The 10,767-nt window shown below is 73.3% G+C and carries 12 protein-coding genes; 6 read left to right on the top strand and 6 right to left on the bottom strand.

Annotation, left to right across the window (positions count from 1 at the left end; translation table 11 throughout):
* Nucleotides 1-128: 128 nt before the first annotated feature.
* On the top strand, nt 129-353 hold the full coding sequence (locus ACRYR2_RS09290) for a hypothetical protein (protein ID WP_432562567.1): 225 nt from the start codon (nt 129-131) through the stop codon (nt 351-353).
* Between the two features lie 25 nt (nt 354-378).
* Here ACRYR2_RS09290 and ACRYR2_RS09295 read toward each other — a convergent pair whose 3' ends face one another.
* Together ACRYR2_RS09295 and ACRYR2_RS09300 are read right to left on the bottom strand one after the other, a co-directional pair.
* Nucleotides 379-603 (bottom strand): hypothetical protein, encoded by a 225-nt coding sequence (locus ACRYR2_RS09295; RefSeq protein WP_432562568.1) that lies wholly within the window; start codon nt 601-603, stop codon nt 379-381.
* A gap of 14 nt (nt 604-617) precedes the next feature.
* On the bottom strand, nt 618-992 hold the full coding sequence (locus tag ACRYR2_RS09300) for a MerR family transcriptional regulator (protein WP_432562569.1): 375 nt from the start codon (nt 990-992) through the stop codon (nt 618-620).
* 61 nt (nt 993-1,053) lie between these two features.
* Here ACRYR2_RS09300 and ACRYR2_RS09305 point away from each other — a divergent pair, with 61 nt between their 5' ends.
* Entirely contained in the window at nt 1,054-1,743 is a 690-nt protein-coding gene (locus tag ACRYR2_RS09305; RefSeq protein ID WP_432562570.1) for an SDR family oxidoreductase, read from the top strand.
* A gap of 99 nt (nt 1,744-1,842) precedes the next feature.
* Nucleotides 1,843-3,414 carry an alkaline phosphatase D family protein gene (locus ACRYR2_RS09310; RefSeq protein ID WP_432562571.1) on the top strand — a complete coding sequence of 524 codons (1,572 nt, stop codon included), beginning with the start codon at nt 1,843-1,845 and terminating at the stop codon, nt 3,412-3,414.
* 2 nt (nt 3,415-3,416) lie between these two features.
* Here ACRYR2_RS09310 and ACRYR2_RS09315 read toward each other — a convergent pair whose 3' ends face one another.
* The 3 genes from ACRYR2_RS09315 to ACRYR2_RS09325 form a co-directional block, all read right to left on the bottom strand.
* A complete protein-coding gene (locus tag ACRYR2_RS09315; RefSeq protein WP_432562572.1) occupies nt 3,417-4,481 on the bottom strand; it encodes a GDSL-type esterase/lipase family protein in 1,065 nt (354 codons plus the stop codon).
* The gene (locus tag ACRYR2_RS09320) at nt 4,456-5,055 is read right to left on the bottom strand and encodes a TetR/AcrR family transcriptional regulator (RefSeq protein WP_432562573.1); all 600 of its coding nucleotides are present in this window, start codon (nt 5,053-5,055) and stop codon (nt 4,456-4,458) included. Before ACRYR2_RS09320 ends, ACRYR2_RS09315 begins: the two co-directional genes overlap by 26 nt.
* A gap of 118 nt (nt 5,056-5,173) precedes the next feature.
* Nucleotides 5,174-6,004, bottom strand: a complete 831-nt coding sequence (locus tag ACRYR2_RS09325) for an alpha/beta hydrolase (RefSeq protein WP_432562574.1) — start codon at nt 6,002-6,004, stop codon at nt 5,174-5,176.
* A 162-nt stretch (nt 6,005-6,166) separates the two neighbouring features.
* Here ACRYR2_RS09325 and ACRYR2_RS09330 point away from each other — a divergent pair, with 162 nt between their 5' ends.
* The gene (locus ACRYR2_RS09330) at nt 6,167-7,360 is read left to right on the top strand and encodes a sensor histidine kinase (protein ID WP_432562575.1); all 1,194 of its coding nucleotides are present in this window, start codon (nt 6,167-6,169) and stop codon (nt 7,358-7,360) included.
* Nucleotides 7,357-8,016 (top strand): response regulator transcription factor, encoded by a 660-nt coding sequence (locus ACRYR2_RS09335; RefSeq protein WP_432562576.1) that lies wholly within the window; start codon nt 7,357-7,359, stop codon nt 8,014-8,016. Before ACRYR2_RS09330 ends, ACRYR2_RS09335 begins: the two co-directional genes overlap by 4 nt.
* A 196-nt stretch (nt 8,017-8,212) precedes the next feature.
* Here the strand turns inward: ACRYR2_RS09335 and ACRYR2_RS09340 are convergent, their stop codons facing one another.
* Nucleotides 8,213-9,142: an aldo/keto reductase gene (locus ACRYR2_RS09340; protein WP_432562577.1), complete on the bottom strand. Its 930-nt coding sequence runs from the start codon at nt 9,140-9,142 to the stop codon at nt 8,213-8,215.
* A gap of 55 nt (nt 9,143-9,197) precedes the next feature.
* Here ACRYR2_RS09340 and ACRYR2_RS09345 point away from each other — a divergent pair, with 55 nt between their 5' ends.
* Entirely contained in the window at nt 9,198-10,637 is a 1,440-nt protein-coding gene (locus tag ACRYR2_RS09345; protein ID WP_432562578.1) for a glucose-6-phosphate dehydrogenase, read from the top strand.
* Nucleotides 10,638-10,767: the final 130 nt, after the last annotated feature.

Genomic DNA, 10,767 nt, shown 5'->3' on the forward strand with positions numbered 1-10,767 from the left:
CGGCCGCCGGGCTCAGGTCGCGCGCCGGGCGAACCCCCGGCACGATGGTCCTGTCACGCTGCAGCCGCCCGGCGATGAGGCCGTCCGACCACGTCAGTCGGACGGCGACACACAGGAAGGGTTCGCCCGTGAGCGAGCAGACTCCTCTCGACCTCGTCGGCACCAGGGTCCTCCGGGGCCGGCAGTGGCGGGCCCAGCAGCTGGACGCCGCGGCGGGGCTCGAGGTGCAGCTGCGCACCGAGGCCGCCGCCCGCGGGCTCGTGCTGGACCAGGTCAGCGACCTCGAGGTCGTCGTCGACGACGAGGGCACCTCGGCGCACGTCACCCGCACCGCCACCGCCCACCGGCGCTGACCCGTGCCAGCACGGCGCGGGGGACTCACCCCTCGGGCAGGTCCTCCAGCCACTGCTGGACCTCGGCGAGGGTGAGCACGGGGCCGTTCGCGCCGAACGCGATGCGCGCGTCCTTCCCGCCGGGTTTCCCGCTGGTCAGCAGGTAGCCGGGGTGCCGTGCCGTCGGCGCCTCCAGCGTCCAGCCCTTGCGCTCGGCCAGGGTGCGCAACCGCGCGAACTCCTCGTCGCTCACGTCGCTCACGTCGCTCACGTCGCTCACGTCGCTCACGACGCCCTCGCACAACTGGCCGGGTCGGCCCGGTAGGTCTCGCCGTGCCGGATGACCGCGTCGAGCTTGTCGCGCGTGGCCGTCAGCTCCTCGAGCTGCGCCTGGACGCGCTCGCGCTCGGCCAGCAGCCGGGCGTGCATCTCGTCGGTCAGGACGCCGTGCTCCATGCACGGCAGGATCCGCAGGACCGCCTTGCTGCCCAGCCCGGCCGCGTAGAGGTTCTGGATGAACCTCACCCGGTCGACGGCGGAGTCGGGGTACTGCCGCTGCCCGCTGTGGCTGCGTTCGGACGTCAGCAGGCCCTGCTCCTCGTAGTAGCGCAGCGCGCGGACGCTGACGCCCGCCCGCTTCGCGACCTCACCGATGCGCATCCACCCTCCCGGACGACTGGACTTGCCTCTGACGTCGACGTCAGGTTCTAGCGTACGCCGCATGACCACTGCACTCGTCACCGGAGCCAACCGCGGCATCGGCCGCGCCTTCGCCGCCCTGCTCGTCGAGCGGGGCGCGACGGTCTACGCCGCCGCCCGCCGGCCCGACACCGTCGACCTCGAGGGGGTCGAGAAGATCACCCTCGACATCACCGACCCGGCCGCCGTCGCCGCGGCCGCCGAACTGGCCGGCGACGTCGACCTGCTGATCAACAACGCCGGGATCTCCACCGGAACCCCGCTCCTCGGCGACCTCGACGGCATCCGGGCCGACTTGGACGTGAACTTCTGGGGGACCCTGTCGACGGTCCGGGCGTTCGCCCCCGTCCTGGCCCGCAACGGCGGCGGCGCGGTCGTCAACGTCTCCTCGGCGCTGTCGTGGTTCGCCTTCCCCGGCACCGGTTCCTACGCCGTGTCTAAGGCCGCGAACTGGAACATGAGCAACGCGCTGCGCCTGGAACTCGTCGGCCAGGGCACGCAGGTGACGTCGGTCCACCTCGGCCTGGCCGACACGGACATGGCCGCCGGCGTCGACATGCCGAAGACGGATCCGGCGGTCGTGGCGGCACGGGTCCTCGACGGCGTCGACGCCGGCGACCTCGAGGTCGTCGTCGACGAGTGGAGCGCCATGGTCAAGGCGTCGCTGGCGAAGGACCCGCGCGAGTTCTACGCCCAGTTCCTCACCGCCTGAGCCACCGCCCGACCCACCGCCCGACCCACGGCGGGCGTTCGTCGGGAGTTTCCCCCGGGGTCACTCAGGTGGCGCACAGCGCCGGTACAACTCCGGTCCATGACCATCCGGGTGACCCCGACCGACCGACGCACGTTCCTCGCCGCGACCGGGGCCGTGGCCGGCCTCGCCGCCGCCACCAGCCTGGGCGTGACACCCGCCGCGGCGTCGAGCTCGGTGCGGCGCGAGGACGACCCGTTCACCCTCGGCATCGCCTCCGGCGACCCGGCCCCCGACGGGTTCGTGCTCTGGACACGGCTGGCTCCCGAACCGTTCGCCGCCGACGGCGGGATGGGGTCGGCCGCGGTCAGGGTCGACTGGCGCGTCTGCACCGACGAGTCCATGCGGCACGAGGTCGCCTGCGGCCGGGAACTCGCGGCGCCCGAACTGGCGCACTCGGTCCACGTGGAGGTCCACGGGCTGCGCCCCGACCGCGAGTACTTCTACCAGTTCCGCTACCGGCACGGGACCTCCGCCGTCGGCCGCACCCGGACCCTGCCGGCACCGGGCAGCTGCCCGGACTCCCTGCGCTTCGCGTTCGTCTCCTGCCAGGACTACGCGTCCGGGTACTACCCCTCGTACGCCGACATCGCGCAGCAGGACCTCGACCTGGTCGTCCACCTCGGCGACTACGTCTACGAGGGTGACGTCGACCAGCGCGGCGGACTCCGCGACGCGCCGGTGGCCGAACCCGCCCGTCAGGCGCCGAAGTCGCTGGAGCAGTGGCGGTACCGGTACGCGCTCTACAAGAGCGATCCGCAACTGCAGGCAGCTCACGCCCGGCACCCGTTCGTCGTCACCTGGGACGACCACGAGGTCGTCAACGACTACGCGGGCACGCGGGCGGTGGACCAGGAGGACCTCTCGGCCCTGCGGGCCGCGGCCTACCAGGCCTACTACGAGCACCAGCCGTTGCGGCGCCGTTCGATCCCCCGCCCCGACGGCGGCCTGACGCTGTACCGCGGTGTCGAGTTCGGCACGCTGGCCTCGTTCAACGTGCTGGACGGCCGGCAGTACCGCACCGCCCCCGCCGGGACGTGGGGGGAGGGACCCGAGGTCCTCGACCCTGAGGCGACCGTGCTGGGCTGGAAGCAGGAACGCTGGCTGGACCGGCGCCTCAGGGCGTCCGACGCGCGGTGGAACGTGCTGGGCAACAACGTCATGGTCTCCGGTCTCGACCACGACGGCCCGTACGGGGACGTCGTGTGGCACGACTCCTGGGACGGCTACCCCGCCGCACGTGAACGGTTGTTCCGCTCGATCACCGAGTCGGGCGTGAGCAATCCGGTGTTCATCACCGGCGACTGGCACTCGACGTTCGTCAGCGACGTCCACCGCCGGGTGGACCGTCCCGACTCCCCCGTGCTGGCGACGGAGTTCATCGGGACGTCGATCTCGTCCAACGGTGACGGTGAGGTCTACGGCCCGTACTACGGCCCGATGATCGGCTACAACCCGCAGATCAAGTTCTTCGACGGAGACCGGCGCGGGTACGTGCGCTGCACCCTGACCGCGCGGGAGTGGCGGACCGAACTGCGCGTGACGCCCACGGTCTCGACCCCGGACGCCCCGACGAGCACCTGGCGCGAGTTCGTCGTGCAGGACGGCACCCCGGGCGCCGTCGAAGCCTGACCTCAGCGGAGGTGGGCGGCGAAGCGCTCCCCCACCAGCAGGTGCGACGCGGCGTCGAGGTGCAGGGCGTCCGGCAACGGGTGCTCGGCCTCGTCGGCCGCGCCGAACAGTTCCAGGCCGTCCACGAGGTGCAGGTTCGGATCGTCGGCCTGCCGCTGCGCGACGATCCGCGCGAGTTCGGCGCGCGCGGTGGACAGCGTGAGCCGCCCGGGTTCCGGTGTTCCCGTCGCCGTGAACCGGACGGTGCCCCCGGCCAGCGCCTGCAGGTCGAACGCGCCCGGGCCGGGGGTCTCCTCGTGCAGGGCGCAGTGCAGCGGGGTGACGACGACCAGCGGCGTCGTCGGGTGCCCTTCGCGCACCGTGTCGAGGAAACCGTGCACGGCGGGGGTGAACGCCCGCATCCGCATCGCGTCGGCGTTCACGACGTTGATGCCGAGTTCGACGCTCAGCACGTCGGCGGGCAGGTCGCGCAGCACCCGCGCCGTGGAGGCGTCGACGAGCGCGCCGCCACCGAAACCCAGGTTCAGCAGCTGGTGCCCGGTCAGCGCGGCCGCGACGGCCGGCCAGGTGGTGCTGGGGCTGGCCGCGTTCGACCCCTGGCTCAGCGAACTGCCGTGGTGCACCCACACGGGCCGGCCGTCCAGGACGGGCTCGGCCGAACCCTCGACGCGGCAGGAGACGAGTTCGGTCTGCTCGTGGTGCGGCAGCCAGATCTCGACGAGCTTCTCCCGCGCCGGCAGCCCGGTGAACACGACCCGGCCCTCGTCGGCCGTCGTCAGCCCCACCAGGTCGCCGTCGATGCGCAGGTCGTAGACGCCGAGCGGACGGGGCGGAACCCCCGGGTAGCTCTGCCGGGTGGCGACCACCCGCAGTTCCACCCCGGTCGCGGAGCCGCGGAAGGCGATCCGCACCCCCGACGGCTGGGCCTCGGACGTCATCAGCTGCGGGTCGGGGAACTGCCGCCGCGCCCACGCGGGCAGCCGGTGCGGCAGGACCCCGGTGGTCGTCGTCTCGAGTTCGACCGCACCGCGGACGAACTGTTCAGTCAGGGGCAGTTCCACGAGCACTCCCGGGATCGGGCCACCCGCGCAGGGCGGCGTCCAGCACGTCGAGGAGGCGTTCCCACGAGACGTCGGTCCCGGGGTCGCTGTACCCGAAGGCACCCGAACCCTCCAGGCTCGTGAACCCGTGCACCGCGCTGGCGACCAGGCGGACGGCGTGCACGTGCTCCGTCTCGGGGACGGGGTAGCCGCGCAGCACCGCGAGCGCCAGGTCGGCGTTGCGGCGTCCGGCGCGCAGCGCGTCGTCGCCGGGTTCCGCCAGGGGTGCCCGGGCCGCGTCGTACCGGCCGGGGTGCTCGCGGGCGTAGGCCCGACAGGCCCCGGCGAAGGCCGCGAGGGCCTCCCGTCCGGTGCGGCCGGCCAGTTCCGCGCCGACCCGGTCGGCGAGCTCGTCCAGCGCCAGGACGGTGATTCCGGTCGTCAGGTCGGCCGCACCGCGCAGGTGGGCGTACAGACTGGCGGGCTTGACCCCGAACCGGGCGGCGAGCGCCGACAGGGTCACCGCCGCCAGACCGACCTCGTCGGCCAGTTCGGCGCCGGCGACGACCAGTCGGTCGCGGTCCAGTCCTGCGCGCGGCATCCCCACCTCCTACAGCTATTAGAGTGAAACCTAACGGGTGTAGGCAAGTCTGATTCCTGTGCTGCCCCGGGACAGGGTCAGGCCCGGCCCGTGTTCCGCGCGGGGTCACCGACCAGGGCTAGGCGAGGAGGGCGACGACGGCGGTGAGAGTGGGGCTTCCGGGGACGAGGTAGCCGTCGTGGTCGCAGTCGGTGGGGACGGGCAGCGGCGTCACACCGGCCAGGGACAGCGGGTCCGCGCCCAGCCCCACGCCCGCGAACCGCACGTGCGGGAGGAACCGGATCGGATCGGCGTCCCCGATCGCCGCGAACCGGTGCACTCCCGCCGGCAGAGCACCGTCTCCCACCCCGGCGCTGGCGAGGTCGACGACGGCGTCGACACCGTGCGCGGAGTCCGCGAGCGCCGCGGCGCAGACGGCGCTGCCGTAGCTGTGGCAGACGAGGACGACGCGCGTGGCGGAGGTGTTGCGCTGCAGGCTGTCGAGGAAGATCCCGAGGCGTGCGCCGCCTTCGTCGGCCAGGACTGGGCCGGCGGCTGAGGGCCCGAGCCTGGCGGGGCTGACGTAGTCGGCCCAGGCGACGACGGCCGCGTCGGGGACGCTGTCGACCACGGCGACGGCGCTGCGGCGCAGGGTCGAGCGGTCGAAGGTGCGCAGGTCGGTGCCGACGCCCCCGACGGCGACGACGACGGCCCGGACACCGTCGAGGTCGCCGAAGACCTCGGTGACCAGGCCCCGACCGGCTGTGTCGTAGGTGAGGAACTGCCGGTCCGCCGAACCGCTCAGCCGGGCGTTCCGGGCGTACCGGGAGGCGAGGTCGGCGGGGACGGTCCCGGCGGGCGTGGTGGCGGCGGCCTGCTCCAGCCCCACCGCGACGAGGCCGGCGAGGAAGCACGCGACGGCCACCAAGGGCACGACGGCGGTGCGGCACGCTTGGACGAGAGCGAACACGGTGGCCTCCGAGATCCGTTGCAGCAGAGAGCTTCAACGGTCCCGGGAGGATGGATCGGCTCCCAGTGCGCCGCCCCACGGAAGAGCCGTCGTGGGATCCGGTCGCGAGAACTCGTGCCAGCACGACGGTCCGGGGACGGTGAAGTCGCTACCGTCGGGCGCATGTCCACCACCGGGGACGTCGCGCGGACGGTGCTGTGCACGCCGGTCGCGGGCCGGACGTGGCGGCAGGTCGGCTACCAGGTGCTCGCGCTGCTGCTGGTACCGTCGGGGTTGCTGACGTTCGTGCTGCTGCTGGTCGGGGTCGTGCTGTCCCTGACGTTCCTCGGGCTGCCGGTCATCGCGCTGGCCCTGACCGCCGCTCGTGGTCTCGGCCGGGTCCACCGGGGGCTGTGCCGCCGGATCCTCCGGCTGGACCTGCCCGAGCCCTCGCCCCGCCTCCGGGGCCGCAACTGGCTCGACGGACTGCTGCGCGCACTGACGGACCCGACGGCGTGGACGACCCTGGGGTTCCTGGTGCTGCAGGTGCCGTTGGCGCTGATCGGGACGAGCGTCCCGGTGCTGCTGGGGGTGACGCTGGCGCAGGTGCTCGGGGACAGTTCCGGGACGCTGGCGGCGGTGATCGTCCTGTCCGTCGTGGTGGTCTTCGGCAGCCCGTGGTTGTTGCGGGCCTGCGTGGCGGGGCAGACGTTCCTGCTGCGCACGGTCGTCGCCGACCCCCACGCCGACTCCGAACGGTTGCGCCGCAGCCGGACCGCTGTCCTGGAGGGTTCGGCCGCGGAGGTCCGGGCGATCGAGCGGAACCTGCACGACGGAACCCAGGCGCGGCTGACGGCCATCGCCCTGCACGTGGACCTGGCTCGCGCCCGCCTGGCGCAGGACCCCGACGGGGCGGCGGAACTGCTGGCTGTCGCGCACACCACGACCCGGGAGGCGATCACCGAGTTGCGCACCATCATCCGCGGCATCCACCCGCCGGCCCTCGACGAAGGGCTGGCACCGGCGCTGGCGACGTTGGCCGAGCAGGCCGGGGTCACGGTCCACGCCGATCTCGACCTGACGCAGGCGCGGTTGTCCCCCGCGATCGAGACGATGGCCTACTTCTGCGTGGCCGAACTGCTGGCCAACACGACCAAGCACGCGGACGCCGCGAACGCGTGGTTGCGGGTCACGACGCATCGGCGGCGGCTGCTGCTGCAGGTGCACGACGACGGTCGCGGAGGTGCTGACCCGTCGCAGGGCAGCGGATTGCGGGGTCTGACCCAGCGCATCGCCGCCGTCGACGGGACGTTGACCCTGGACAGCCCGCCCGGTGGCGGCACGACCGTCCGCCTCGACCTGCCCGTCAGCGCGTGACGCTCTCCGTCGTCCTGGCCGAGGACTCCGCGGTCCTGCGCGAGGGTCTGGTCCGGCTCGTCGAACTGCGCGGGCACCGCGTCGTGGCCGCCGTCGCGGACGGGTCGGCCTTGCTCGCGGCCGACGCCGAGCACCGTCCCGACGTCGTGGTCACCGACGTCCGGATGCCCCCGCAGCACACCGACGAGGGGTTGCGGGCGGCGTTGGAGATCCGGCGCCGGCGGCCCGGGACGCCAGTCCTGGTGTTCTCGCAGTACGTCGAGAACCGCATCGCGCGCGACCTCGTGGGCGACTCGGTGGCCGGGGTCGGGTACCTGCTGAAGGACCGGGTGGCGGACTCGGCGGAGTTCCTCGACGCCTTGGAGCGGGTCGCGGCGGGCGGCACGGCGCTGGACCCGGAGGTCGTGGGGCAGTGGATGCGGCGGGGCCGGGACGCCCTGGCCGAACTCACCCCTCGGGAGCTGGAGGTGCTCGCGGCGATGGCCGAGGGACTGTCGAACGCGGCCATCGCCGCCAAGCTCGTCGTGGGTGAGCGGGCTGTGGAGAAGCACGTCGCGGGGATCTTCACGACGCTGGACCTGCCGCCGAGCGCCGAGGAGAACCGGCGCGTCGTGGCCGTCCTGCGCTACCTGCGGGCCTCCCCCCGGCAGCCCTGAGGCCGGGCCGTGTCACCGCCGGCGGGTCGCCGGGGTGACCGCGACGTCCGCGGCTGACCACCGGCCGATCCGGGGAGCAGGGAAACTGCCACCACCGCGACCGGCTGAGGTGTCACCGGTGTCCCGCGACAGGACAGGGGAGTCCGAGCACCGACAGCAGTGGGCGGGTGCGGCGCGGGTGTCGTGGTCACCCGGGTCACGCCCAGGGCAGCGCGCTGCGCGTCGCCCAGTAGTCCTCCGGTCGCTCGACGACTCCCTCCAGCGCCCCGGCGGGCGGACGGGCGGCGAGGTTCTGCTCCAGCTGCTGCACGGTCACCGCGCCGCTGAGGGTGATGTCCACGAACGGCTGGGCGATCACCGCCCCCAGCGCGAACGCGTCCACCGTCTGCCCGTCGATGCGGGCCAGCGACGAGATCGCCGGGTCCGCACCGTGCGCGGTGAGCCGGCCGTTGGCGACCCCTTCCTTGACCACGACGAGCCACCCCTCGTCGTGGGCCTGCGCCAGCGCGGGGCCGACCGACCGCTCCAGCAGGTTCCAGGTCGACTGCACGGCCGTGAACGGCGAGTCCGTCAGGTCCAGCGCCCGTTCGAGCACCGCGCCCTGCTCGGGGCCGCTGGTGGAGATCCCCACGCGCACACCTGTTCCCGTCAGCTCGCGCAGGGCGGCGAGCAGGGCCTCGTCGGCCAGCGCCGGGCTGTCGGGGGTGACCGAGTGGATCAGGTACACGTCCGGCGCGCTGCCCAGCGCTTCCAGCGATTCGGGCCACTGCCGTCTGAACAGGGTGAGCGAGTGGTCCTTGCGCTCGTGCAGCGCGGCGTCCAGCGACCACCCGCCGACGTACTCGTACCCCCACTTCGAACCGATGGTCAGCTGCTCGCGGCGCCCGGGGTGGGCGGCCAGCCAGCTGCCCAGGAAGCGCTCGGCGTGACCGTAGGAGCGCGCGGTGTCGACGTAGCGCACCCCCAGCGCCCAGGCGCGGTCGAGCAGCTCGTGGCACCGCGCCTCCATGTCCTGCACCGATCGGGCGGCGGCGAGGTCCTCGCTGCGGCCCAGCGTGATGTAGGCGGGGCGGCCGACGGCGGCCAGTCCCAGCCCGAAGCGACGCACCCACGGAGACGTGTTCACACCCCGGTAGCGTAGGCGCGGCATCAACCGAGCCCCCATCGAGTTGGAGACGGACATGAACAACGCGCTGGGCGCCACCACGAGCGCCGGCCCCACCGTCTTCGTCGTCTACGGCGCCAGCGGTGACCTGGCCAAGCGGCTGGTCATGCCCGGCTTCGCCGCGCTGGCCGCCGCCGGCCTCCTCCCCGAGCAGTGGGTCCTCATCGGCAGCGGCCGTCGCCCCATGGAGGACGACGCCTACCGCGAGCACGTCCGCAAGGGGCTGCAGGAGTTCGCCGTCGGCAAGAACGGCGTCTCCGACGAGGTCGTCGACTCGATCCTGCCCGGCCTGCGGTTCGCCGGCGGCGGGTTCAGCGCCGACGACCCCGGCGAGCTGCTCGACGCGATCTCCGCGGCGAAGGCGGAGGTCGGCGAGGACGCGCAGGTCGTGCACTACCTGGCGCTGCCGCCGTCGACGTTCCAGGACTACACGAAGGCGATCGCCGCGCACGGCCTGGCCGAGGGCACGCGCGTCGTCTACGAGAAGCCGTACGGCACGTCGCCGGACTCCTTCGAGGAACTGGACCAGCTGGTGCTGTCGGTGTTCGACGAGCAGCAGGTGTTCCGCATCGACCACTTCCTGGGCAAGGAGGCGACGCAGCAGCTGCACGTGATCCGGTTCGCGAACCGGATGATCGAGCAGCTGTGGAGCAACGAGCACGTCGCCCAGGTCCAGATCGACGTCCCCGAGGTCCTCGGTGTCGACGAGCGCGCGACGTTCTACGACGAGACCGGCGCGACGCTGGACATGCTCGTCACCCACCTGCTGCAGGTGGCCGCCGAGGTCGCGCTGGACCCGCCGGCCGACTGGACCTCCGACGCGCTGGCCGAGGCCCGCGAGGCGGTCCTGGCGAAGTTCCGCGCGATCGACCCCTCCGAGGTCGTCCTGGGTCAGGGCACCGGGTACCAGGACATCGAGGACGTGCGGGACGGTTCGACCACCGACACGTTCGTCGCGGCGCGGGTGTGGGTCGACACCGACCGCTGGCGGGGTGTCCCGTTCGTGCTGCGGACGGGCAAGAAGCTCGCCGAGAGCCACCAGCACGTGACGCTGGTCTTCAAGCGCCCGCTGAACTCCCCGCAGAAGGACGACGAGGCGGCGCCGGAGACCCTGACGTTCACGTTGAGCGGCAACGGTTCCGTGTTCGCCGGGGTCACCGCGCGCCGTCCGGGGGTTTCGGACGACCTGGTCCCCGGCAAGCTGTACCTGGACCTGTCCGACTTGCCCAACGCCGAGCCGCTGCCGCCGTACGCGGCGCTGCTGCGTGACGTCCTCATCGGCGACCGCGCCCTGTTCACGACGTCGGCGGGTCTGCGCGACGCGTGGCGGGTGGCGTCCCCGCTGCTGAACGAGCGGCCGGAGCTGCAGCCGTACGAGCCGGGCACCTGGGGCCCGCAGGCCGCCGACGCGATCGCCGCGCCGTACGGCTGGCTGACGGAGAACCACGACTCCTGACCCCGGGCTGTGCCCCCTGAGGCCGTGGGGGGGGGGGGGGGGGGGGGGGGGGGGGGGGGGGGGGGGGGGGGGGGGGGGGGGGCGGGGGGGGGGGGGGGGGGGGGGGGGGGGGGGGGGGGGGGGGGGGGGG

The sequence above is a fragment of the Kineococcus deserti genome (genome assembly GCF_050871945.1).
In the GTDB taxonomy this organism is placed as follows: Bacteria; Actinomycetota; Actinomycetes; order Actinomycetales; family Kineococcaceae; genus Kineococcus.

Coding starts and splice junctions, on each gene's coding strand:
- ACRYR2_RS09300 (WP_432562569.1), bottom strand. CDS start 992: ATGCGCATCGGTGAGGTCGCGAAGCGGGCGGGCGTCAGCGTCCGCGCG.
- ACRYR2_RS09320 (WP_432562573.1), bottom strand. CDS start 5,055: ATGCCGCGCGCAGGACTGGACCGCGACCGACTGGTCGTCGCCGGCGCC.
- ACRYR2_RS09330 (WP_432562575.1), top strand. CDS start 6,167: ATGTCCACCACCGGGGACGTCGCGCGGACGGTGCTGTGCACGCCGGTC.
- ACRYR2_RS09310 (WP_432562571.1), top strand. CDS start 1,843: ATGACCATCCGGGTGACCCCGACCGACCGACGCACGTTCCTCGCCGCG.
- ACRYR2_RS09305 (WP_432562570.1), top strand. CDS start 1,054: ATGACCACTGCACTCGTCACCGGAGCCAACCGCGGCATCGGCCGCGCC.
- ACRYR2_RS09345 (WP_432562578.1), top strand. CDS start 9,198: ATGAACAACGCGCTGGGCGCCACCACGAGCGCCGGCCCCACCGTCTTC.